Annotated in this window: 18 protein-coding genes and 1 pseudogene; 11 read left to right on the top strand and 8 right to left on the bottom strand. The window is 69.7% G+C overall.

The genetic code is table 11. The features are described 5' to 3' along the window. From PSH25_RS18675 to PSH25_RS18640, 8 genes and pseudogenes are all read left to right on the top strand, one after another. Window positions 1–382: pseudogene (locus PSH25_RS18675) on the top strand (carboxymuconolactone decarboxylase family protein); the annotation flags it as partial. A 37-nt stretch (window positions 383–419) separates the two neighbouring features. After that, entirely contained in the window at window positions 420–1,475 is a 1,056-nt protein-coding gene (locus tag PSH25_RS18670; protein ID WP_238660305.1) for a carboxymuconolactone decarboxylase family protein, read from the top strand. A 360-nt stretch (window positions 1,476–1,835) separates the two neighbouring features. Beyond that, window positions 1,836–3,800 (top strand): CRTAC1 family protein, encoded by a 1,965-nt coding sequence (locus PSH25_RS18665; RefSeq protein WP_238660304.1) that lies wholly within the window; start codon window positions 1,836–1,838, stop codon window positions 3,798–3,800. A 5-nt stretch (window positions 3,801–3,805) separates the two neighbouring features. Continuing rightward, complete coding sequence (locus PSH25_RS18660) at window positions 3,806–4,801, top strand: RnfABCDGE type electron transport complex subunit D (RefSeq protein WP_238660303.1); 996 nt, start codon at window positions 3,806–3,808, stop codon at window positions 4,799–4,801. Further along, a complete protein-coding gene (locus tag PSH25_RS18655) occupies window positions 4,798–10,563 on the top strand; it encodes a type I polyketide synthase (RefSeq protein WP_238660302.1) in 5,766 nt (1,921 codons plus the stop codon). The genes PSH25_RS18660 and PSH25_RS18655 overlap by 4 nt, the downstream gene beginning before the upstream one ends. After that, entirely contained in the window at window positions 10,560–11,000 is a 441-nt protein-coding gene (locus PSH25_RS18650; protein ID WP_238660301.1) for an acyl-CoA thioesterase, read from the top strand. The genes PSH25_RS18655 and PSH25_RS18650 overlap by 4 nt, the downstream gene beginning before the upstream one ends. After that, a complete protein-coding gene (locus PSH25_RS18645) occupies window positions 10,997–11,548 on the top strand; it encodes a flavin reductase family protein (RefSeq protein ID WP_238660300.1) in 552 nt (183 codons plus the stop codon). Before PSH25_RS18650 ends, PSH25_RS18645 begins: the two co-directional genes overlap by 4 nt. After that, a complete protein-coding gene (locus PSH25_RS18640) occupies window positions 11,545–12,894 on the top strand; it encodes a cytochrome P450 (RefSeq protein WP_238660299.1) in 1,350 nt (449 codons plus the stop codon). The genes PSH25_RS18645 and PSH25_RS18640 overlap by 4 nt, the downstream gene beginning before the upstream one ends. Window positions 12,895–12,989: 95 nt before the next feature. On the opposite strand, the gene PSH25_RS18635 is transcribed toward PSH25_RS18640, so the two are convergent. The 8 genes from PSH25_RS18635 to PSH25_RS18600 form a co-directional block, all read right to left on the bottom strand. Beyond that, window positions 12,990–14,243 (bottom strand): iron-containing alcohol dehydrogenase, encoded by a 1,254-nt coding sequence (locus tag PSH25_RS18635; protein ID WP_238660298.1) that lies wholly within the window; start codon window positions 14,241–14,243, stop codon window positions 12,990–12,992. Continuing rightward, a complete protein-coding gene (locus PSH25_RS18630; RefSeq protein ID WP_238660297.1) occupies window positions 14,236–14,394 on the bottom strand; it encodes a hypothetical protein in 159 nt (52 codons plus the stop codon). The genes PSH25_RS18635 and PSH25_RS18630 overlap by 8 nt, the downstream gene beginning before the upstream one ends. Beyond that, complete coding sequence (locus tag PSH25_RS18625; protein WP_238660296.1) at window positions 14,391–15,851, bottom strand: NAD-dependent succinate-semialdehyde dehydrogenase; 1,461 nt, start codon at window positions 15,849–15,851, stop codon at window positions 14,391–14,393. Before PSH25_RS18625 ends, PSH25_RS18630 begins: the two co-directional genes overlap by 4 nt. Before the next feature lie 246 nt (window positions 15,852–16,097). Beyond that, on the bottom strand, window positions 16,098–17,174 hold the full coding sequence (locus PSH25_RS18620; RefSeq protein ID WP_238660295.1) for an ABC transporter ATP-binding protein: 1,077 nt from the start codon (window positions 17,172–17,174) through the stop codon (window positions 16,098–16,100). Then, window positions 17,174–18,241: an ABC transporter ATP-binding protein gene (locus PSH25_RS18615; RefSeq protein ID WP_238660294.1), complete on the bottom strand. Its 1,068-nt coding sequence runs from the start codon at window positions 18,239–18,241 to the stop codon at window positions 17,174–17,176. Before PSH25_RS18615 ends, PSH25_RS18620 begins: the two co-directional genes overlap by 1 nt. Beyond that, a complete protein-coding gene (locus tag PSH25_RS18610; RefSeq protein ID WP_238660293.1) occupies window positions 18,241–19,152 on the bottom strand; it encodes a carbohydrate ABC transporter permease in 912 nt (303 codons plus the stop codon). Before PSH25_RS18610 ends, PSH25_RS18615 begins: the two co-directional genes overlap by 1 nt. After that, the gene (locus tag PSH25_RS18605; RefSeq protein ID WP_238660292.1) at window positions 19,152–20,102 is read right to left on the bottom strand and encodes a carbohydrate ABC transporter permease; all 951 of its coding nucleotides are present in this window, start codon (window positions 20,100–20,102) and stop codon (window positions 19,152–19,154) included. The genes PSH25_RS18610 and PSH25_RS18605 overlap by 1 nt, the downstream gene beginning before the upstream one ends. Beyond that, the gene (locus PSH25_RS18600; protein WP_238660291.1) at window positions 20,099–21,484 is read right to left on the bottom strand and encodes an extracellular solute-binding protein; all 1,386 of its coding nucleotides are present in this window, start codon (window positions 21,482–21,484) and stop codon (window positions 20,099–20,101) included. Before PSH25_RS18600 ends, PSH25_RS18605 begins: the two co-directional genes overlap by 4 nt. A 437-nt stretch (window positions 21,485–21,921) precedes the next feature. Here PSH25_RS18600 and PSH25_RS18595 point away from each other — a divergent pair, with 437 nt between their 5' ends. The 3 genes from PSH25_RS18595 (at window position 21,922) to PSH25_RS18585 (ending at window position 24,166) form a co-directional block, all read left to right on the top strand. Beyond that, on the top strand, window positions 21,922–22,665 hold the full coding sequence (locus PSH25_RS18595) for a GntR family transcriptional regulator (protein WP_238660290.1): 744 nt from the start codon (window positions 21,922–21,924) through the stop codon (window positions 22,663–22,665). A gap of 90 nt (window positions 22,666–22,755) precedes the next feature. Continuing rightward, window positions 22,756–23,325 carry a DJ-1/PfpI family protein gene (locus tag PSH25_RS18590; RefSeq protein ID WP_238660289.1) on the top strand — a complete coding sequence of 190 codons (570 nt, stop codon included), beginning with the start codon at window positions 22,756–22,758 and terminating at the stop codon, window positions 23,323–23,325. A 97-nt stretch (window positions 23,326–23,422) separates the two neighbouring features. After that, window positions 23,423–24,166, top strand: a complete 744-nt coding sequence (locus tag PSH25_RS18585) for an alpha/beta fold hydrolase (protein WP_238660310.1) — start codon at window positions 23,423–23,425, stop codon at window positions 24,164–24,166. Window positions 24,167–24,232: the final 66 nt, after the last annotated feature.

Below are 24,232 nucleotides of genomic sequence, written 5' to 3'. Positions count from 1 at the left end.
GGCCGCCGGCAGCCCGAGCATCGGCGACGCGTTCGCGCGGGCCGCCGCCGCCTTCGACCGCGCGGGCCTGCGTTCGGTGCCCGGCCCGGTGCGGTCGCTGGTCACCGATCGGCTGGACGCCTGGGACGGGCGGCCTCCCGGGGCCAACCGCGGCTGGTTGAGCGAGGCGGTCTCGGCGCTCACGCCGGCCGACCAACCCGCCGGCCGGTTGGCCCTGCTGGCGGCGTTCGGCCCCTACCAGTCGATCGACGCCGACTTCGACGCGCTGCGGGCGACGGGAGTTGGCGACCGCGAGCTGATCGAGGTCACCTCCTGGGCGGCGATGAAGGCGGCGCTGCGGGTCGGCACGCTCGGAGTGGGGTCGGCGGCGTCACCGGCGTGATGCTAGTGCGACGTCCACACCCTCAACGGAGGTAACCATGGTCGCCGCCCGCGTTGTCTCGTCGGTCGTTCAGCGCCAGGTCAAGTACGTGACGCCTGTCGCACCCACCGCAGCCGACGGTCTGGTGGCCGAGGTCTACCGGCAGGCAACCGACGAGATGCGTCTGGTCGTACCGCCGCTGCTGCTGCACTCGCCGGCCCCCCGGACACTCGCCGCCTACTGGATGCTGATGCGCGAGCCGCTGATGACCGGTGGCGCCGTCGACCGGCTGGCCAAGGAGGCGGTGGCGTCGGCGGTGTCGGTGGCCAACATCTGCCCCTACTGCGTCGACATGCACAGCACCGGGATGTACGACCTGTCGACCGAGCACGACGCCGAGGCGATCGTCGCCGACCGGGTCGAGGACATCGTGGATCCGCGGGTGCGTACGCTCGCCGGCTGGGCGCGGGTCGCCCACCAGCCGGCGGCTTTCCCGGCGTTCGACCTGACGCTCACCCCGGCGGAGCGCGCCGAGTTGGTGGGCGTCGTGGTGGCGTTCCACTACCTGAGCCGCATGGTCAACGTCTTCCTGTCGAGTTTTCTGCTGCCACCGCAGCTCGGCTCCCGGGCCAAGCGGAGGATGAAGCGCGGCGTCAGCCGGTTGCTGCACGACATCCTGCTCGAGGAGCACCCGGCCGGTCGCTCACTGTCCCTGCTACCCGCGGCCGACCTGCCGCCGGAGGCGGGCTGGGCGCTGGGCAACCCGGCGGTGGCGGATGCGGTAGCCCGCGCCAACGCCGCCTTCACCGCCGCCGGGGAACGGTCGGTCCCGCCGCGGGTGCGCGCGCTCGTCGCCGCGCACCTCGACACCTGGCAGGGCGCCGACACCGGCCTGAGTCGCGAGTGGTGCGAGCGGGCAATCGCCGACCTGCCGGAGCCCGACCGGTCCGCAGGTCGGCTCGCCCTGCTGGCGGCCTTCGCGTCGTATCAGGTCGACGAGGAGACCGTCGCGGAGTTCCGGGCCTGGCACGAGGGCGACGCCGTATTGGTCGAGACGGTCGCCTGGGCCAGCTTCGCCACCGCGCTGGCGGTCGGCAGCCGACACCTTCGGTAGTCGGCCGGAAACGCAATTATCACCCGGGCCGGTGCCCAAAAAAAATCGGCGTATGTCCGCGTATTGAGCGCACCGCACGAACGAAGAAGCCCCCAGCACAGACGAAGAAGACATCGTTAAAGGCCCCTGCGACGCTCTATCCAGCGCGCTCACCGAAATCGGTGAGTCGGGATGTGTGGTGATAGGCCGTCGCCAAACTCCCTGTTCGAAGGGGTCGGAACTGGAAACTCGCGCTCACGGCTATCGGTGCTGATGCCCGTTCCGTGGAGCCGTCCAGGCATCGGTGAAATGCCATTACCAAACCGATGGTAATGGGATTCCCGGCCCCGTACCCGTCCGTCACAATCGGAGGTCAAGTAGATGTCGCAGAAGGGTTCATGGCTGCATCGGCGGCTACCCGCAATCGTGGCGCTGGCCCTGGTCGCCCTGCTCTTCCAACTGGGGCGGCTGCCCTCCGCCTCCGCATCCGAGCTGGCGCAGACAGCGAGCGGGTTCGCGTTCCAGCCGTCCTCGATCGCGATGCCGGGGGGCTACCCGCAGCAGACCGTCCGCAAGGTCAACCAGAAGTACCAGGACATCAACGCGTGGATCTCGTCGGTCGGCTCGGGCGTCGCGATGAACGATCTCGACGGGGACGGGCTGCCCAACGACCTGTGCATCACCGATCCCCGTATCGACCAGGTGGTGGTCACCCCGGTGCCCGGCCCCGGCGCTCCCCGCTACGCGCCGTTCGCGCTCAACCCGGCGCCGCTGCCGATGAGCGACACGATGGCGCCGATGGGGTGCGTCCCCGGCGACTTCAACGAGGACGGCCGCACCGACGTGCTGGTCTACCTCTGGGGACGTACGCCGATCCTCTACCTCGCCAAGGCCGGCGCGGTCGGCCTGACGATGAACACCTTCCGACCGGTCGAGGTGTTGCCCCAGTCGCCCGGTGACCGCTACGACGGCCCGCAGTGGAACACCAACACCGTCGCGGTCGACGACTTCGACGGTGACGGCCACGTCGACATCTTTGTCGGCAACTACTTCCCGCACGGCCCGGTCCTGGACGACACCAAGAAGGACGGTGTCGCGATGAACCACTCGATGTCGCAGGCGTTCAACGGCGGCGAGGACTACTTCTTCCGGTGCACCGGCGCCACCGCCGGCGCCGAGCCGACGGCGACCTTCGAACTGGTCAGCGACGTTCTTCCGCGCGCCGTGTCGAAGGGCTGGGCCCTCGCCGCGGCCGCCAACGACGTCGACGGGGACCTCCTGCCGGAGCTCTACGTGGCCCACGACTTCGGCCCCGACCGGATGCTCTACAACAGGTCGACCCCGGGCAAGATCGAGTTCGCTCCGGTCAAGGCGGTCCGTGACCCGCTCGTCCCCAAGTCGAAGCGGGTGGGCGCCGATTCGTTCAAGGGCATGGGCGTCGACTTCGGCGACCTGGACGGCGACGGCCTCTACGACATGTACGTCAGCAACATCGCCACCACCTTCGGCCTGGAGGAGAGCCACTTCGCCTTCGTCAATTCCGCCAAGGACCAGAAGGACCTCCGCACCCACCTCGACGACGGCACCGCCCCGTTCAAGGACGAGAGCGCGCCGCTCGGGCTCGCCTGGTCCGGCTGGGGCTGGGACGTGAAGATGGCGGACTTCAACAACAGCGGCGACCTGGTCGTGGCGCAGACGACCGGCTTCGTCAAGGGCGAGGTCAACAGGTGGCCGCAGCTGCAGGAACTCGCCATGTCCAATGACAACCTGCTCAGCAACACCACCTGGTGGCCGCACGTGCGCCCCGGCGACGACATCGGCGGTAGCCAGCGGTTGCACTTCTTCGTCAAGTCCGACAGTGGCCGCTACGTGGACATCGCGCCGCGGTTGGGCCTCGACGCACCGGTACCGACCCGCGGCATCGCGACCGGCGACGCCGACGGCGACGGGCGGCTCGACTTCGCGGTCGCCCGGCAGTGGGACGAACCGGTCTTCTACCACAACCAGAGCCCGAACCCCGGCGCCTTCCTCGGCCTCCGCCTGACCCACCCTGCCCCGGCCGGCGCGACGGCCGCGACCGGCACCGCTGGTTCACCAGTCGTCGGCGCCCAGGTCAAGGTCACGACGGCGGACGGTCGGGTGCTGCTCGGCCGTGTCGACGGCGGCAGCGGCCACTCCGGCAAGCGCAGCAACGAGGTCCACATCGGACTCGGCAAGAACGTCACCGGCCCGGTACGGGTCGAGCTGAACTGGCGTGACCGCACCGGTCAGCCGCATCAACAGGAGCTTTCGATGACCCCGGGCTGGCACTCGCTCGAGCTCGGCGCCCAGGCCCAGGAGAGGTGAGCGACATGGCAACCAGTACCGTCACCCCGCCACGTCACGACCCGAAAGTCAACATCGCACTTCGCAACTTCGCTATCTCGATCACGGTCTTCAACATCCTCGGCTTCACGGTCTTCGGCTTCGAACAGCCCTGGACCTGGCCCTTCATCGCGGTCTTCGCCGGCTACACGATCGAGATCGCCCTGGAGGCCATCGGTGCCCGCGTCGAGGGCCGAGCCCCGCGATTCAGCGGCCGAGGGCTGCGCGGGCTGATCGAGTTCCTCTACCCGGCGCACATTACGAGCCTCGCGCTCAACATGCTGATCTACGTCAACGACCAGCTCTGGACGATGCTCTTCGGTATCGCGGTCGCCATCGGCGCCAAGTGGGTCCTGCAGGCCCCCATCCGGGGCCGGATGCGGCATTACATGAACCCGTCGAACTTCGGCATCGCGGTGATCCTGTTGGTGTTCCCCTGGGCCAGCGTCGCGCCGCCCTACCACTTCACCGAGTACATCTCGGGCTTCTGGGACTGGCTGATCCCCGCGATCATCATCGTCGGCGGCACGATGATCAACGGCAAGCTGACCGGTCGGATGTGGCTGATCCTGGGCTGGCTGTCCGCGTTCGCCCTGCAGGCGATCGTGCGCGGGGTGCTGCTCGACACGTCGATCCCGGCGGCCCTGGGCATGATGACCGGCGTCGCGTTCGTGCTGTTCACCAACTACATGGTCACCGACCCGGGCACCTCACCGTCGGCACCGGCCGCGCAGGTGGCGTTCGGTGCCAGCGTGGCCGTGGTCTACGGCCTGCTCACCGGCTTCGGCATCGCGTACGGCATCTTCTTCGCCACCGCCGCCGTCTGCCTCATCCGCGGCGGCTTCCACTGGACCCTGCACTTCATCGAGAAGTCCAAGGCCGACCGCGCACCCAGCATCGGCACGGCCGCGATGCCGGTGCCAGCGAGCACCGGCAACGGCAACGGCAAGGAACACACCGGCAAGGAGGTCGTCCCCGCATGACTCGTGTAGCGATAGTCGGCATGGCGTGCCGCTATCCGGACGCCACGTCACCCAGGGAGCTGTGGGAGAACGCCCTCGCCGGGCGGCGCGCGTTCCGCCGTCTACCCGACGAGCGGATGCGGCTCGAGGACTACTGGGACCCGGACCCGAAAACGCCCGACAAGTTCTACGCCCGCAACGCCGCCGTCATCGAGGGGTACGAGTTCGACCGGATCGCCTACAAGGTCGCCGGGAGCACCTACCGCTCGACGGACCTGACCCACTGGCTCGCCCTCGACATGGCCGCGATGGCCCTGGCCGACGCCGGCTTCCCGATGGCCGAGGGACTGCCCCGGGACCGTACCGGCGTGGTGGTCGGCAACACCCTGACCGGTGAGTTCACCCGCGCGAATCAGCTGCGGCTGCGCTGGCCCTTCGTCCGGCGCATGGTCGCCGCGGCGCTCAAGGACCAGGACTGGGACGACGACCACCTCATGACCTTCCTCGACTCGTTCGAGGCGACCTTCAAGAGTCCCTTCCCGGAGGTCGACGAGGACACTCTGGCCGGCGGGCTCTCCAACACCATCGCGGGCCGGATCTGTAACCACTTCGACCTCAAGGGTGGTGGCTACACCGTCGACGGCGCCTGTTCGTCGTCGCTGCTGTCGGTCGCGACCGCCAGCAAGACCCTCATCGACGGTGACGTCGACGTGGCCATCGCCGGTGGTGTCGACCTGTCGATCGACCCCTTCGAGATCATCGGGTTCGCGAAGACCGGCGCGCTGGCGACCGGTGAGATGCGCGTCTACGACCGTGGGTCGAACGGCTTCTGGCCCGGCGAGGGCTGCGGGATGGTCGTCCTGATGCGCGAAAACGACGCTCGCGCCGCCGGCCACCGCATCTACGCCACCATCGCCGGGTGGGGGATCTCCTCCGACGGCAAGGGCGGGATGACCCGACCCGAGGTCAGCGGCTACCGACTCGCGCTCGACCGGGCGTACGAGCGCGCCGGCTTCGGGATCGAGACGGTCGGCCTCTTCGAGGGACACGGCACGGGTACGCGGGTCGGTGACGCCACCGAGTTGACCGCGCTGTCGCTCGCCCGTCGTTCCGCCGACCCGAGCGCCGCTCCGGCAGCGATCGGGTCGATCAAGGGCATGATCGGGCACACCAAGGCCGCCGCCGGTGTCGCCGGCCTGATCAAGGCGGCGCTTGCCGTGCACCATCAGGTGCTGCCCCCGGCCATCGGCTGCGTCATGCCGCACGAGATCCTGGCCGACGACGACCACCCGGCGCTGCGCGCGCTGCGCAAGGCGGAGCCGTGGCCCGACCTGCCGAACGTCCGGGCCGGGGTCACGGCGATGGGCTTCGGCGGGATCAACACGCACATCGTGCTCGAGGGCGGCCCCTCCCGACGTCGGCGCGGGTTCGACAGCCGGACCAGCCGGCTGGCCTCCTCCGGCCAGGACGTCGAGCTGCTGCTGATCGACGGCGCCTCCCGGGAGAAGTTGCGGGAGCGGCTGGACAAGCTCGTCGAGTTCGTCGACAGCGTCGCGTACGCCCAGCTGGGCGACCTGGCCGCGACGCTGCACGGGGAGTTGCGCGACCTGCCCTACCGGGCGGCCGTCGTGGTCTCGTCACCGGCCGACGCGGTCGCGCGGCTGCAACGACTCGGCGCCCTACTGGACGCCGGCGAGACGAGCCTGGTCAGCGCCGACGAGCGCAGCTTCCTGGGCCACGTCGGCGGTCCGGGCCGGATCGGCTACCTCTTCCCCGGGCAGGGCTCGGGGCGGGGGACGAGCGGCGGTGCCCTGCGCCGCCGGTTCACCGAGGTCGACGAGGTCTACACCAAGGCGGCGCTGCCCACCTCGGGCGACATGGTCGCCACGACGGTGGCCCAGCCCCGGATCGTCACCGGCTCGCTGGCGGGCCTGCGCGTGCTGTCGGCGCTCGGCATCGAGGCGACCAGCGCGGTGGGGCACAGCCTCGGCGAGATCACCGCCCTGCACTGGGCGGGCGCGTTCGACGAGGACGCCCTGCTGCGTACCGCGATGGTCCGCGGCCAGACGATGGCCGAGCACAGCTCGTCGGGGACGATGGCGAGCATCGCGGCGGCACCCGAGGCGGTCCGGCCCCTGCTGGCCGACCTTCCGGTGGTCATCGGTGGCTTCAACGGTCCACAACAGACGGTGATTGCCGGCACGGCAGAAGGGATCGAGGAAGCCTGTCGCCGCGCCGGCGAAGCGGGCTTCGCCACCACCCGGCTGCGCGTCTCGCACGCGTTCCACTCACCGCTGGTGGCACCGGCCGCCGACGCGTTCGGCGACCGGTTGACCGACGAGCAGTTCGACCCGCTGTCGCGCCGGGTGGTGTCGACGGTGACCGGCGATGTCCTCCCGGCCGACACCGACGTGCCGGCCCTTCTGCGCCGCCAGATCACCGACCCGGTGCTCTTCACCCAGGCGGTGGCCTTCGCGGCGAAGGACCTTGACCTGTTCATCGAGGTCGGCCCCGGTCGGGTGCTGGGAGCGTTGGCGACCGCGGCGACAGACGTGCCGTCGGTGTCCCTCGACACCGATGACGAGTCGGTCGCCGGTCTGCTCAACGCCGTCGGCGCCGCGTACGTCGTCGGCGCGTTCCGGGTCGACGACGCGCTGTTCCAGGGTCGCCTGACCCGGCCGCTGCAGCTCGGGGCCAAGTTCAGCTTCTTCGCAAGCCCCTGCGAGGCCGCGCCGCCACTGACCGTGCAGCCCGTGCGGCGGGCCGTCGAGGCGAAGAAGATCGAGACCGACACCGACGCCTCCGAGCCGCCGCTGCACCTGCTGCGTCGGTTGGTGGCCGACCGCGCCGAGCTTCCGATCGAGATGGTGCGCGGCGAGAGTCACCTCCTCGACGATCTGCACCTCAGCTCCATCACGGTGGGACAGGTGGTCAACCAGGCCGCCCAACTGCTGTCGGTGCCGAGCGCCCAGACGCCGACGAACTTCGCCGTCGCCACGGTCGGGGAGTTGGCCCAGGCGTTGGAGGACCTGGCCGGCTCCGCCGGGGAGGGTGGCGCGGCGACGGCGGCCACGGTGGCCGGTGCGGCCGCCTGGTCCCGGGCGTTCTCCGTCGACCTCGACGCCCTGTCGCTGCCGCCGCGCGTCGAGGTGGAGGCCAACGGCCCCTGGCGGCGCTGGTCGCGTGACGGCGACCGGCTCGCCGAGTCTCTACGGCAGGCGTTGGAGCACGGCGCCGTCGGTGGCGGGGTACTGGTCTGCCTGCCGGCCGACTGCACCGAGGCCGACCTGACGCTCGCACTGGACGGGGCCAAGGCGGCGATCGCCGACAAGCAGCGCGACCGGTTCGTGGTCGTGCAGCGTGGTCGAGGCGCCGCCGGGCTGGCCAAGTCGCTGCGGTTGGAGATGCCCCGGATCCGGACCACGATCGTTCGCGTACCCGCCGACTTCGACGACCCGGCGTTGGTCGTCGCGGAGGTGGCCGCCACCGGGCGGTTCCACGAGGTGCGCTACGACGCCGACGGCGTGCGGCGGGTGCCCACCCTGCGGGCGATGCCGGTGCGACCAGCCCGGGAGGTCATGCCGCTCGACGCGTCGGACGTGATGCTCGTGACCGGCGGTGGCAAGGGCATCACCGCCGAGTGCGCGCTCGCCGTCGCACAGGACACCGGCGCGGCGTTGGCCGTGCTGGGTCGCAGCGACCCGGCGACCGACGCGGAGTTGGCCGCCAACCTCGACCGGATGACGGCCGCCGGGGTGCGCCTGCACTACGCCCGCGCCGACGTCACCGACCCGGCGCAGGTCAGGACCGCGGTCGACGGCGTACGCCAGAAGCTGGGCCCGGTGACGGCGGTCCTGCACGGTGCCGGCCGCAACGAGCCGGCGACGCTTGCCAACCTGGACGCGGCGGCCTTCCGGGCGACGTTCGCCCCGAAGATCGACGGGCTGCGCGCCGTCCTCGACGCCGTCGAGCCGGGCGCGCTGCGGATGCTCGTCACCTTTGGCAGCATCATCGGCCGGGCGGGCCTGCGCGGTGAGGCGCACTACGCGACCGCCAACGACTGGCTGGCCGAAATCACCGCGGACTTCGCGGCGGCGTACCCCGAATGCCGGACGCTCTGCCTGGAGTGGTCGGTCTGGTCCGGCGTCGGCATGGGCGAGCGGCTCTCGGTCGTGGAGGGTCTGCAGCGGGACGGGATCGTCCCGATCTCGCCCGACGAGGGCGTACGCCTGATGCGTCGCCTGATCGCCGACCCCGACGCCCCGCCGGTGGTGGTGATCAGTGGCCGCACCGAGGGCATCGACACCGTGCGTCGGGAGACGCCGACGCTGCCGCTGCTGCGGTTCGTCGGCACGCCGCTGGTGCACTACCACGGTGTGGAACTGGTGACCGAGGTCGAACTCAACGCCGGCACCGACCTGTATCTCGCCGACCACCTGCTCGACGGCAACCTGCTGTTTCCGGCCGTGTTCGGCATGGAGGCCATGGCGCAGACCGCCACCGCGCTCACCGGGCGAGCTGAGGTGCCGGCGATGGAGGACGTCGAGTTCCTCCGGCCGATCGTGGTACCTGTCGACGGCAGCGCCACGATCCGCATCGCGGCCGTGGTAACCGGCGACGGAGACGTCGACGTCGCCATCCGGGCCGCCGACACCGGCTTCGCGGTCGACCACTTCCGCGCGCGACTGCGCTTCGGCGACCGCGGAGAGCTCGACGGCCCACCGGACGAGACCGGCGCCGGCCTTCCGCTGGTGCCCCTCGACCCGGCCACGGACCTGTACGGGGGCATCCTCTTCCAGGGACAGCGGTTCCAGCGGCTCCGCGGCTACCACCGGGCGGCGGCACGGCACGTCGACGTGGACGTGTCAGCGGTCGCGACCGACGATTGGTTCGCCAGCTTCCTCGGCGGCGACCTGCTGCTCGGTGACCCCGGAATGCGGGACGCGCTCATGCACGGTCTGCAGGTCTGCGTACCGCACGCGACGCTCCTGCCGGCCGGCATCGAACGCGTACACGCCGCTGGCCCGGTCCTCGCCGACAAGGGCGAGGCCCGGTTCACGGCGACCGAGCGCAGCCGCGACGGCGACACCTACCTCTACGACATCGCGGTCCGCACGCCGGGCGGCGAGGTGGTGGAACGGTGGGAGGGCCTGCGCCTGCAGGCGGTGCGCAAGGGCGACGGGCGCGGCCCCTGGGCGGTGCCGCTGCTCGGCCCCTACCTCGAACGGTCGCTCGACGACCTGCTCGGTGCCCGGGTCGCGGTGGCGGTCGAGCCACACGGCTCGGACGACCCGCCCCGACGCGCCATGACCGGCCTCGCGGCCGGACGGGTGTTCGGCCGCCCGGTCGAGGTGCGCTACCGGCCCGACGGCCGGCCGGAGGTCGACGACGACCAGGTGGTCTCGGCGGCACACGGCGCCGGCGTGACCGTCTGCGTCGGCGGTCGGGGAGTGCTGAGCTGCGACATCGAGGCGGTCTCCGAGCGCGACGCGGAGACCTGGTCGACGTTGCTCGGCCCGCACGACGGCCTGGTCGGCCAGCTCACGAAGGACACCGACGAGGACGTCGACACCGCGAGCACCCGGGTCTGGACGGCGATCGAGTGCCTCCGCAAGGTGGGACTGCCGGTGCAGACGCCGATCACGCTCAGCGCGGTCGGGCCGCACGGCTGGCTCACCCTGGCCTCCGGCACCCTGCGGATCGCCGTTCTCGTGACCCGGCTGCGCGACCACGCCGACCCGGTCGTCGTCGCGGTGCTCACCGACGGGTGGTCGCTTCGATGAGCAAGTACTTCGAGTACCCGCACACGGTCGGCTTCGAGGAAACCAACCTCGTGGGCAACGTCTACTACGTCAACTACCTGCGCTGGCAGGGGCGGTGCCGGGAGATGTTCCTCAAGCAGCGGGCACCGGACGTGCTGGCCGACCTGCAGGACGACCTCAAGCTCTTCACCCTCAAGGTCGACTGCGAGTTCTACGCCGAGATCACGGCGTTCGACGAAGTCTCGATCCGGATGCGGCTCGTGGAACTGGCGCAGACCCAGATCGAGTTCGGCTTCGACTACGTGCGGCTCGACCCGGACGGCGGCGAGACGCTCGTCGCCCGAGGCCGGCAACGGGTCGCGTGCATGCGCGGCCCCAACACCCGGACACTGCCCGCGCGGGTGCCGGAGGCGTTGGCTCGCGCACTCGAGCCCTACGCGAACGGGGAGGCGAGATGAGCGGCGAACTGCTCAGTCCGAGCGAGGTGGCCGGATCAAAGCTGCTGCGGCGGGCGTTCGGGACCTTCGCGACAGGCGTCACCGTCGTGACGGTCGGCGGCGCCACACCACACGGCATGACGGCCAACTCGTTCGCGTCGGTCTCGCTGGACCCGCCGCTCGTGCTGGTCTGTGTCAGCCGCGACGCGATCATGCATCAGATCCTCACCGAGGCCGGCACCCTGGGCATCTCGGTGCTCGGGCAGCGGCAGGAAAAGGTGGCACGCCACTTCGCCGATCGGTGGCGGCCACTGGGGTTGGCGCAGTTCGGCTCGGTCGAGTGGACGCCGGGCAGCGTCACCGGCGCCCCGCTGATCGACGACGCGGTGGCTCACTTCGAGTGCCGGGTCTGGCGGACGTACGACGGCGGTGATCACACGATCTTCCTGAGCAGCGTGGTGTCGCTGCGGTGGGAGAGCACCGGTGACGTGTTGGTCTTCGTCAACGGGCAGTTCCGCGGCATGACCGAGCCGGCGCCGGTGCCCGAGCCGAGCGAGGCGGCGACATGACGCTTACCGCGTCGCGGCGGCGGCCGCCCGGACCACCGTTCTGGGCGGCGCCGAAGCTGCTGTGGAAGCTCGGCCGGGACCGGCTCGGGCTGATGTCGTCGGCAGCCGACGCCTTCGGTGACGCGGCCCGCATCGCGATCGGCCCGAAGGTTCTCTTCTTCTTCAACCACCCCAACCACGCCAAGCATGTGCTCGCCGACAACCCGGACAACTACCACAAGGGCGTCGGGCTGGCCCAGGCCAAACGGGCCCTCGGCGACGGGCTGCTCACCAGCGAGGGCGATCTGTGGCGCAAGCAGCGACGGGTCATCCAGCCGGTGTTCCAGCCCAAACGGATCGCCCGGCAGGCCGACGTGGTGGCCGAGGAGGCCGGTCGGTTCGTGGACCGGTTGCGTGGCCACATCGGGCGGGGTCCGGTCGACATCGCGGGCGCCGCCACCGGGCTCACCCTCGGTGTGCTCGGCCGTACCCTGCTCGACGCGGATCTCGGCGGGCTCGGCGACGTCGGCGGGTCCTTCGAGGCGATGCAGGACCAGGCGATGTTCGAGATGGTCACGATGAGCGCGGTGCCGATGTGGGTGCCGCTGCCGCACCAGGTGCGGTTCCGCCGCGCCCGTCGTCACCTGCAGACGGTTGTCAACGAGTTGGTCGATGCGCGTGGCGGCCGGCTCGACGGCGACGACGCCCTGAGCCGGCTGATCCAGTCGACGAACGCCGAGCCCGACGCCGCGGTCGGGCAGCGGCGGTTGCGCGATGAGTTGGTCACCCTCTGCCTGGCCGGTCACGAGACGACGGCCAGCACCCTGAGCTGGACGTTCCACCTGCTCGACGAGAACCCGGCCGTCTGGGAGCGGCTGCGGGCGGAGGCGCTGTCGGTGCTCGGGGAGCGACAGCCCACGTTCGACGACCTGCACCGCCTGCGTTACACGACGACGGTGATCGAGGAGGCGATGCGTCTGTACCCGCCGGTGTGGATGCTTTCCCGCATTCCGCAGAAGGCGGACACCATCGGCGGGTACGACGTGCCGGCCGGGGTCGACGTGCTGATCTGCCCGTACACCCTGCACCGCAACCCGGAGTTCTGGCCGGAGCCCGAACGGTTCCGCCCGGAGCGGTTCGACAAGGACGGCACGGCCTCGCGACCCCGGTACGCCTACATCCCGTTCGGCGCCGGCCCGCGGTTCTGCGTCGGCAACAACCTGGGGATGATGGAGGCGGCGTTCGTGGTCGCGATGGTCGCGAGGGAACTGCGGCTGGCCAAGGTGCCCGGATACCGGGTGGTGCCCGAGCCGATGCTGTCGCTGCGGGTTCGCGGCGGGTTGCCGATGACCGTGCACGAGGCATAGCGGGATCGGATCGGCCTGCGGCTCCGCGAGGGCGTCACTTCACCGTGGTGGTGGCCCTCGCGGAGCCGCACGAACAGACCCGGGCGCCGTCCACGTCAGGTGAAAGGCCGGTCACCATCTCTGCTCGGAGTCAGCAGGTGTCGGGTCCGGTCCCCGGTCCAGGCCGCTTCGAGGATCGCGGTCAGGCTGGCGGTGTCGGTCGGGCCTGGATGGTTCTGGATCAAGCGGGTGACGCCACTGGCCATCTGCGCGAAGCGCGGGAGGTCGGCGCGTGCCACGCCGATGTCCGCCAAGGTGGGAGGGATGCCGATGTCGGCAAGGAGCCCGTCGAGCCAGGTGAGGAACGTATCTGCGGCCTCGGCCTCCGAGGCGTCGGCCACGTCGAGCCCGCACACCCCGGCGAGGATGGCCAACCGGTCGCCGATGGCATCCCTGGCCGCGTCCAGCGCGTAGGGCAGTAGCAGCCCGACGCCCAGGCCGTGCGGCGTGTGCGTGGCTGCGCCGATGGGGTACTGGAGAGCGTGCGGGGCCGCGTTGCCCGCGTGGGAAAAGGCGAGCCCGGCGAGCATGGACCCATAGGACATGTCCGCGCGCGCGTCCGTGTCGCCTCCATCCCTGACCGCACGACGCAAGCTGCGGGCGATCCGCTCCGCGGCCCGGAGCGCGTAGTGGTCGGTGACCGGGTTGCGGCCGAGGAACACCTGCTCCACCGGGTCGCGCGGTCCGTGGGCCCGGGGTCGCGCGGTGTAGCTCTCCACCGCGTGACAGAACGCGTCGATGCCGGAGTGGGCGGTGACTGTCGCAGGGCAGGTGTAGGTGAGTTCGGGGTCGACGATGGCGAAGTCGGGCACGATGTGGACGCTGGAAACCCCCACCTTCAGCTCGCGGTCCGGGTCGGTCAGCACCGAGACGGGTGTGAGCTCGGAGCCGGTGCCTGACGTCGTCGGGACCGCGACGAGAGGAATCGTCGGCCCCGGCACCTTCGACTCGCCGTAGAAGTCGCGCGGCGTCCCACCGTGGCGCCGGATGACGCCGACGATTTTGGCGAGGTCGATCACCGTGCCACCCCCGATGGCGAGGATCACGTTGGCGTCCACCGCGGCGGCGACCGAGACGGCGAGGGCGACATCGGTGAGTGGCACGTCTGGAGTCGCGTCGGAAAACACCTCGACGACCTGGACCTTCTCCCGCACGGCGGCCACGATCTCGGCCACGCCCGGCTGCCGTAGAAGAACCTGGTCGGTCACGATGAGGACTCGCGAGCCACTCTCGGCCACCACTCGGGGGATGTTCTGCGCGACCCCTTCGCCCGCTATCAGCTGGCGTGGCCCGCGGACGGTCTCAAGCATGTCGGTGCCTCTCCGGAACGTCGGCGGCGATGTGCTGGGCGGACGTCCAGGTCACCTGCGAGACCGGGACGGCGTCGGCGAGGTTGGCCGCCCGGGTGGCGCGGGCGCGCGTGCCGGGCGCCCGGACTCGATCGAGCAGCAGGCCGGTCACGGTAGGTCGATCGCCACGTAGGTGAGGTCGAGGTACTCGAGGATGCCCTCGTGCGACCCCTCCCTGCCGATCCCGGACTGCTTCACCCCTCCGAACGGAGCTGACGGGTCCGATATCAGGCCCCGGTTGATGCCGAGCATCCCCGTATCCAGCCCCTCGGTGAACCGGAGCGCCCGCTGGAGGTCACGGGTGAAGACGTATCCGGCCAGGCCGTGCTCGGTGTCGTTGGCCTTCGCCATCACCTCGTCGTCGGACGTGAACGAGATGATCGGCGCCACCGGGCCGAAGATCTCCTCCTGCAGCATCCGCGCGTCCTCGGGCACGTCGACGAGGACCGTGGGCGGGTAGAAGTGGCCCGGCCCATCCGGACGCTCGCCGCCCACCACGACCCGGGCACCGCGATCGACCGCGTCGGTGACGAGCTCGTCGATCTTGGTGACCGAGGCCTCGTCGATCAACGCCCCGACGTTTACGCCGTCGTCGAGACCATGGCCCACCGACAGCGCGCCCATCCGCTCGGCGAAGCGCGCCGTGAACTCCTCGCGCACCGGCTCCTCGACGTAGATCCGGTTGGCCGCGATGCAGGACTCCCCGATGTTGCGCATCTTGGCCACCATGACACCGTCGAGCGCGACGTCCAGGTCAGCGTCGGCACACACGATCAAGGCCGCGTTGCCGCCCAGTTCCATGGACGTACGCAGCACGTTGTCCGCAGCCTGTCGCAGCAGCACGCGCCCGACCTCGGTCGACCCGGTGAACGACAGCTTGCGGGTCCGACCGTCGGCCAGCAGCGCGGAGACCACCTCGCCGGAACGCTTGGTGGTCACCACGTTGACGACGCCCGGGGGAACGCCGACCTCCTCCATGATGCGGGCCAGGAACAGCATGGTGAGTGGCGTCTGGCCTGCTGGCTTGGTGATCGTCGTGCAGCCCGCAGCCAGCGCAGGAGCGATCTTGCGGGCACCCATGGCCAACGGGAAGTTCCAGGGCGTCACGAAGACGCACGGTCCGACCGGCTTCGGCACGGTGAGGATGCGGTATCCACCTGCGGGAGCAATGCTGTAGCGCCCCTCGACGCGCACCGCCTCCTCGGCGAACCAACGGAAGAACTCGGCGCCGTAGGCCACCTCTCCCCGAGCCTCGGCGAGCGGCTTGCCCATCTCGAGCGTTATCAGCCGGGCGATCTCCTCGGCTCGCTCGGTCAGTGCCCGGTACGTCGCGGTCAACAACTCCGACCGTCTCCGCGGCGGGGTGCCCGCCCACTGCGCCATTGCCGTGCTCGCGGCGTCCAGAGCGGCGAGCCCGTCAACGACGCCGGCGTCCGCCACCTCGGCGATGGTCTTGCCGGTGGCCGGGTCCTCGACGGTGAAGGTGGCTCCGCTTGCGGCGTCGCGCCAGGCGTCGCCGATCCGGAGCCGCCGGTGCTCGGGGGCCAGGACGTTCATCGGGTCACTCATCGCGTCGCCTCCTGTGATCTTCTTGGTGATGTCCGGCGTGCCTCAGCGATCGCGCTGTGCGCGTGGACGGACGGGTCACCCGCCCTCGTCGGGGGCGAGGTCGCCGAGCGGTGGCCCTTACCCGCGCCACCGATGGCCTCTCCGGCCACGGCCGCCTCAGCGTCGTCAGGCCGTGCGCGCCGGTGACGGTTCGCCGAGGCTCGATTGCCACGTGCGGGCGCATGGTGCCGTCGCCGCCCGGCCCGGTTACCGCCCAGCCTCGGACAGGGACAGCCCGGTGCCCGCATCGAACAGGTGGGCACGGTCCAGGTCGACCGTGACAAGCAGCCGCTCGCCCGGCGTACCGGTGACGGTGGGTCGTGCCTTGACCTTGAGAATCTGCGTGCCCACTCGGACGTCGACCACCGTTCGGTCACCGAGCGGCTCAAGCCCGTAGAGCTCACCCGACAACGACGCGCTCCCACGCTGCTCGACGGAGAGATCCTCCGCGCGCAGGCCCAGCAGCAGCGCACGACCGTCCTCGGCCGTGGTCCAGCGGGGCCGTGGCAGTGTCCAGCCTTCCGCACCGACCAGACGATCCCCCTCGGCGTGGCAGGCGAGCAGGCTGATCGGGGGGCTCCCGACGAATCCCGCGACCCACTGGTTGGCGGGACGCTCGTACACCTCGGTCGGCGTTCCGACCTGTTGCACCTTCCCCTCCTTGAGGACCGCGACCTGGTCGGCCATGGACAGGGCCTCGACCTGGTCGTTGGTCACGTAGACGAAGGTTGCTCCGAGGCTCCGGTGGATGCGGGTGAGCTCGGTGCGCATCTCGACGCGGAGCTTGAGGTCGAGGTTCGTCAGCGGCTCGTCCATGAGAAACGCGCGCGGGCGACGGACCAGCGCCCGGGCCAGGGCGACACGCTGCATCTCACCGCCCGACAACTGCGCGGGACGGCGCTGCAGCAGACGTTCGATGTGCAGCAGGCTCGACATCTGCTCGACGGCGGCGGCAATCTCGCTCGAAGAACAGCGGCGTGCCCGCAGCGGCGAAGCGATGTTCTCGTACACGGTGTGTCGCGGGTAGAGGGCGTAGCTCTGGAAGACCATGGCCAGGTCGCGTGCGGCCGGGGTGTCACCGGTCGCGTCCCTGCCGTCCAGGTGCACCGACCCGGCGTCAAGCTTCTCCAGGCCGGCGATCGCGCGCAGGGTCGTCGTCTTGCCTGCCCCGGAGGGCCCGAGCACGACGAAGAACGAGCCGTCCGGCACGTCCAGCGTCACCCCGTCCAGGGCCTGGACCTTGCCGAAGGACTTGCACAGCCCCTGCACCGCCACGGTTCCCATCAGGCCACCAGCTCTTCCGTACGCACGTCGTAGACCGCCGGGGTCCCGCCGGTGTGCCGTAGCCCGACCGTCGCGTCAGCGGCGAATCGGACGGTCGGTGGCATCCGGACCCGTACGTCGCGCTGGCCGTTGTGGTCGACCACGTAGATGATTTCGTCGCCCAGCCACTCCGCCGAGACCACGCGGGCCGGGACCGACCGTTCCGCGCCTGGTGCGGTGACTTCCAGCGCCTCCGGCCGGACGCCTGCCACCAGGCGACGGTCACGCGGCAGGCCTGACGGTGGCGTGAGGACCAGTCCGCCCTGACCGCGCAGCTTCCCGTCGGCCACCTCCACCTCGATGAGGTTCATCGGCGGGGAGCCGATGAAGGCGGCGCAGAAGAGACTCGCCGGACGGTCGTAGACCTCCAGCGGCGTGCCGATCTGCTCGACGCGGCCCTTGTTGAGGATGGCGATTCGGTGACCGAGCGACATCGCCTCGACCTGGTCGTGGGTGACGTAGACCATCGTCGCCCCCAGTTCCCCCTGCAGGTGCTTGATCTCCGTGCGCATGTCCGCCCTCAGCTCCGCGTCCAGATTGGTGAGAGGTTCGTCCATGAGGAAGGCGCGCGGTCGTCGCACCAGGGCGCGAGCGAGCGCGACGCGCTGCTGCTCCCCGCCGGACAGCTGGCGCGGTCGCCGGTCCAGGAGCGGACCAAGCCGCATCAGCCGGGCGGCCTCGTCGACCCGCTTGTGCACCTCCGGCTTGGGCAGTCCCTCGGCCCGCAGTGGGAACGCCAGGTTGTCGCGGGTTCGCAGGTGTGGGTAGAGAGCGTAGAACTGGAACACCATGGCGATGTCGCGCTCGGCGGGCGGCAGGTCGTTGACAAGCGTGCCGCCGATGTGGATGTCGCCCGTGGTCTGTCTCTCCAGGCCGGCGATGGCCCGCAGCGTGGTCGTCTTGCCGCAACCCGAAGGGCCGAGCATCACGAACAGCTCGCCGTCGCCGATGGACAGGTCCACGTGATCAACCGCGACCGTCCCGTCCGGGTAGCGCTTGTGCAGGGCGGTCACCTCGATGCCGGCCATCAGCGTCGCACCGCCCCGAGCGTCACACCGGCGATGAGGTGTTTGCGCACCAGGTACGCGAAGACGAGCACCGGTAGGGCGAACACCACGGACGCGGCGGCCACGAGACCCCAGTCTGTGGTGGTGCCGCCGATGAGGCCGGCGATGGCGGGTGGGGCCGTCCGCACGCTGTCGCTGGAGGTGAGGAAGGTGGCGAACACGAACTCGTTCCACGAGAAGATGAGTGCGAAGACCGCCGTCGCGGCGATGCCGGGCACGAGCAGGGGCAGGGTGAATCGCCGGAACGCCTGCAGACGGGTGTAGCCGTCGAGCATGGCGGCATCCTCGTACTCCGCGGGCACCTCGTCGACGAACCCCTTCATCATCCAGATCGTGAACGGGACGTTGAACGCGGTGTAGATGAGGATCAGGCCGAGTTTGTTGTCGATGAGTCCGACCTGGCGGTACATGAGGAAGATCGGGACCACGACCACCACGGGCGGCATGAAGCGGGTGGACAGGATGAAGAACAGTTGGTCCTTCTTGGCCTTCACGGCGAAGCGTGAGTAGGCCCAGGCCGCCGGGACCCCCAGCACGGTGGCCAGCACCGTGGAAGCTCCGGCGACCACGACGGAGTTGAGGAACGAGACGGACAGGGCTGAGCGACCGCCGTCGGGGGCGACGAACACGTCCTTGTAATGGTCCAGAGTGACCTTGAAGTCGAAGAACTTGGCCGGGATGGCGTAGACGTCCCGGTTTTCCTTGATGGACGTCTCGATCATCCACAGCACCGGAAAGAGCATCACGACGGCCAGCACGGTCAGTAGCGCGACCTCCAGCACGGAGCGGCCCCGGCCGCCAAGGCGGCGCGCGGGTGGCGTGTGGTCCCGGGCAGGACCTGTGGACACGGCCTCGTCGACGGAGACGGCCATCAGCCCTCCTTGAGCTTGTTCAGGTAGCGCAGGTAGAGCTGCGTGAGGACGATGACGACGAGGACCATGAGGATCCCGTACGCCGAGGCGGTTCCGGTGTTGAAGCCCAGGAACGCGACCTTGTAGATGTGGAACGACAACGTCTCGGTGGAGACACCCGGACCCCCGTTGGTGAGGATGTAGACGAGGTCGAACAGCCGGAACGCCTCGATGGCCCGGAACAGCACGGCAATGAGAAGCAGCGGCCATACCAGCGGAAGAGTGATGGTGCGGAACCGGAACCACTCCGACGCCCGGTCGATCGAGGCCGCCTCGTAGAGGTACTTGGGAACCGCGGTGAGGCCCGCAAGCGCGATGAGCATGATGAACGGCGTCCATTGCCAGGTGTCGACCACGATCAGGGACAGCAGTGCTGTCCGCTGCCGGGTGAGCCACTCCACCTGCCCCAGGCCGAGCGAGCCGAGCATGCTGTTGACCACGCCGAACTGCGCGTCGAGCATGAATCGCCAGAACAGCCCGACCACGACCGGCGACAGCATCATCGGAACCAGGAACAGAGTGGTCAGCACTCCTCGCCCGTGCGTGCGCCGTGAGATCAGGTAGGCGATGCCGAATCCGAGCACGGTCTGCAGGCCGACCGCGCCGACCACGTAGATCAATGTCGTCAAGGCCCTCGTGTGGACCTGCGCCGACGTCAGGATGGCGGTGTAGTTCCCGAACCCGATGAAATTGGCGGGCCCCCCGCGGGTGGCCGAGTAGTCGGTGAAGGACAGGTACAACGCCCACAGCAACGGGAACACCGACATGGCCAGCAACAGCAGCATCGCGGGGGAGATGAAGGCGACGGCGAGCCCGCGGTCGCCCAGCCGGCGGGACCGACCCGGTGCAGGTGGCGTCGCGGACGCCACCTGCCCGGGGTGGTCGGTCGTCAGGGGGACAGGGTCACTCACAGTCCGCCGCCGCCCTTGCGGCCGCTGGAGTCGAGCACGCCCTGCTGCTCCTTGGCGATGTCGTCGAGCGCGTCCTTCGGCTTCTTCGCGCCGTTGAGAGCCGCGTTCACGTTGGTGTTCTCGATGTTGACGAGGCGCGCGTACTCGGGCACGTTCCACATGTCCCGCATCCGCGGAACCGAGTCGGTGTACACCTGGTTGAACGGCCCGGCATTGAGGAACTCGGGCGACTCCAGGGCATCCGTACGCGATGGCACGCCCCCGGCCGCGGCCCACTTCTTCTGGATGTCAGCGCGCTCGAACCACTTCATGAAGTTCAGGGCTTCCGTCTGGTTCGCCGTGGCGGAGTAGGCCGACACGTGCATCCCCATACCGCCGAGCGGGACCAGGTTCGTCTTCTGGCTCGGCAGGGTGGCAAAACCCAGCTTGTCGAGAATCTGCTCCCGCGTGGTGCCGAGCGTCGACTGCTTCGGATCGAGCAGGCCGCCGCTAGCGGCGATCCAGTTGAACGCGATGCATGCCTTGCCCTGGGCGACCGCCGCGTTCACCTCGTCGATGAACCAGTTGCCCGAGCCCTTGGCGGTCAGCGGCTTCATCTTGTTGACCAGGACGTCCATCGCCTCCTGGCCCGCGGCGTCGTTGATGACGCCATCGATCTTGCGCGTCTTGGAGTCCCAGAGGTTGCCGCCGTAGACGCCGTTGACCGTGTTGTAGGTGACGGCCGCCGCATCGGAGCCGTTGGCCTGGTGGAAAGCCAGCCCGCTGACGCCAGGGTTGTCCGCCTGGCACTTCTCGGCGGCTGAGATCATCTGGTCCCAGGTCTGCGGCGGCTTGTCGCCGATCAGGTCCTTGCGGTAGATCATCGTCCAGGTGTCGCCGAGCAGCGGCAGTCCGTACAGGCTGGCGTTCTCGTCGCGCTTGCCGGTCTCCGCCTGGGGGAACTGGCCGTAGGCCGCCAGGAGGTACGGGTTGTAGGCCGCGACGTCGATGTTGTTCTTGACGAAGTCGGTGAGATCGAGGATGTTGCCGTTCGTCACGGCCTCGCCGATGTGTTGCGAGTCCAGGATCGCGATGTCGAAGTCGGTCTTGCGCGCGGCGAACTGGGTGAACATCGCGTCGTGCCAGTTCGCGTTCGGCACGGTGTTGACCTTGATGGTCGCGTTCGACCGCTCCTTCTTGTACTCCGCGTTCGCGAAGGCTTCCAGTGCCTTGGCGGGCGGCCAGTCGAACCAGATGAAGCTGAGGGTCAGCGGGTCCTTGGTGAGCTCCGGGATGGTCGCCGGCGCCTTGGGGGCGCTCGCCTTCGCGTCGTCGTCCTTGCCATCGCCGCAAGCCGTTACGGTCGTGGCCACCAGCAGCATGGCCGCCGTCGCCAGCCGCACCTTTCGACCGGAAGCCGACACTCGTCCTATTCGCCGTGGATGCCGCATCTCTTGCCTGCTTTCTGAGGAGGGACTTCTAGAGCCTCGCTATGTGCCTCGCCGAGCAGTTGCTGGGTTGTTCAGGCGTGTTGCCGAGCTGTCGTGGGGGCCGCCCCACGGGCCGGCGTCACGAGTACGTCGCGATGTACTGGGTCTTCATGCCGTCGAGAAGGCCTTCGGTCCAGCTGCGGCCCGGTGGCGAACCGAGCGGGACGTCGAGCATGCTCGTGGGGGCTCCTAGTGATCGAAGTAGGGCGGTGGCGGGCGGTTCCGCGTCGGCGCAGATGGCGGGCGTCCGTCACTTTTCCTATACGATCGCGTGGGGGCGTCAGCATGTCGCAGCGTTGTGACTGGTGTCAATAGGTTCCCGAAGACGCAGGAGAGGACCTCACGTCACGATGGACGACGAAGCGATGACCGCGCGGGGCCGTAGGGCCGTGACGGGCGCGATGCCGCCGGGAAGATCTGGCGGCCGGCTTGCCGACGAGGTGTACGACACCCTGCTCGGACAGCTGATGTCGCTGCGGATCGAGCCTGGCTCCCGCGTCACGATCGACGTCCTGGCGCGCGAGCTGGGGGTCTCGCAGACGCCGATCCGAGACGCTCTGAACCGCATGGAGGCCGAGGGCCTGGTCGTGCGTGTGCCCCATGCTGGCTACCGCATTCCCCCCCAGATCACCCGGCACCGATTCGAGGACATGCTCGAGGCCCGCCTGCTCCTCGAACCGGCGGCGGCGCGCAGATCCGCCGAACGCGCATCCTCGGAGCAGGTGGCCGGCCTGCGACGAATGCTTGAGGAGATGGCGGAGTTGGAGGGGGGCAACGGGCCCATGGCCTATGGCGCCTTCGGGCTACGCGACGCCGCCTTCCACGACCTCGTCGCCCTGAGTGCGGAGAACCAGGTCATCCGTGAAGCGCTGGCTCGCCTGCACAGCCACGTGCACCTCTTCCGGCTGCACCACGACACCCAGGTCACGCACCTGGCCATGGCCGAGCACGAGGAAGTTGTGGCCGCGATCGCCGCGCGTGACCCCGACGCCGCCGCCTACGCGATGCGTCGGCACATCCTGCGGTCCGGCGAGCGTTTCCGGCGATTGTTCGACGAGGTCGAGGGCGCGGACGGAATGGCGGTAGAGGCTTGACGGGCGGACTGGGCCGAGGAATGCTGACCCCGATCGATCAGATCGGATTGGATCCACCTCACCCGCCCCCACCGATGCGAGGAGAAGCAGGTGCCCAGAGCGCTGCTCCTGACCGGCGACGCCGCCGAGGAGCTCGACACCATGTATCCCTACTATCGCGTGCAGGAGGGCGGCTGGGACGTTGACGTCTCGTCACGGACGATGCGTGACGTGCAACTGGTCATCCACGAGTTCGACCCGAACTCCGACGCCTACGTGGAGAAGAACGGCCGGAAGCTGCCGGTCGACGTGCCCTGGGCCGAGGTCGACGTCGAGCGCTATGACGCCCTCATCATCCCCGGGGGACGTGCCCCCGAGTGGATCCGGGTCGACGCCGACGTCAGGCGCATCACCGAGCACTTCTTCGCGCGCAACCTCCCCATCGCGCTGGTCTGCCACGGCGCGCAGGTGCCAGCGGTGTACGGGCTGCTGAAGGGTCGAAAGACGGCGTGCTTCCCGCCCATCACCGGTGACATGGAGAACGCGGGCGCGACGGTCATCGACGCTCCCGACGTCGTGGACGGCAATCTCGTCTCCTGTCGGGGGTGGCCCGACATGCCGCAATTCGGCAGGGCGATGATGGAGCTCTTCGCGAAGTCCGTCAGCCCCGCATCGGCGTGAGCACACCTGGCCTGCCACGGTGACGGCACATCGGACCGTCACGGTCGACGGCTCCCCAGTCCACGTCCTGGAGAGCGGCACCGGGCCCGCGGTGCTGATGCTGCACGGCTCCGGACCCGGCACGACCGGGTCCGGCGCCTGGGCAACGACGGCGCAGGCGCTGGGCACCTCCTGGCACCTGGTGGCTCCTGACCAGGCGGGGTTCGGCCGTACACCTGTCCCGGCGGGCTCCAGGGGTGGGCTCCGGCTGTGGACAGAGCAGGCCGCGGGCCTGATGGATGCACTCGGTGTGGAGCACTACGCCGTGGTGGGTCACTCCATGGGCGGTGCCGTGGCCCTGGCGTTGGCAGCCGCGCGCCCCCAGCAGGTCACCCATGTCGTGGCCGTCTCGACGATGGGTGCCCCCGGGGCGCCGCTGTCCGCCGAGCTCGACGCGGTCTGGGCCGCTCCCGCCGGCCCGCTCGGGGCACGAGACATGCTGAGTCGCCTCGTCCTCGACCAGGCGCTGGTGACCGATTCGGCCGTCGACGCCCGTGCGGCTGCGATGCGAGCGGGGGCGGCCGCATTCGCGTCGTTGTTCCCTCCACCCAGGGCACGATGGGTCGACGAGCTCACCCTCTCGGCGCAAACGCTGGCAGCGGTCCGCGCGCCCGTGCTGCTCGTTCACGGCGCCGAGGACCGAATCACCCCGCTCGGGACGGCAGCCCAGCCCCTGCTCGAACACCTGGCCGATGTCCGTCTGCACGTGCTCGGCCGATGCGGGCACGTGCCGGCGATCGAGCACCCGCACGAGTTCAGGCAACTGCTGTCGTGCTTCCTCCGCCACGACCGAGGTCACTGATTGCTGCAGCAGGTCCGCAGCCCGTGCTCAAGCAGATCAGCATGCGGCAGACATGATCCGCGCCGA

The sequence above is a fragment of the Micromonospora foliorum genome, from assembly GCF_022229015.1.
Lineage (GTDB): Bacteria > Actinomycetota > Actinomycetes > Mycobacteriales > Micromonosporaceae > Micromonospora > Micromonospora foliorum.
This window is presented reverse-complemented; position numbering and strand designations above follow the sequence as displayed.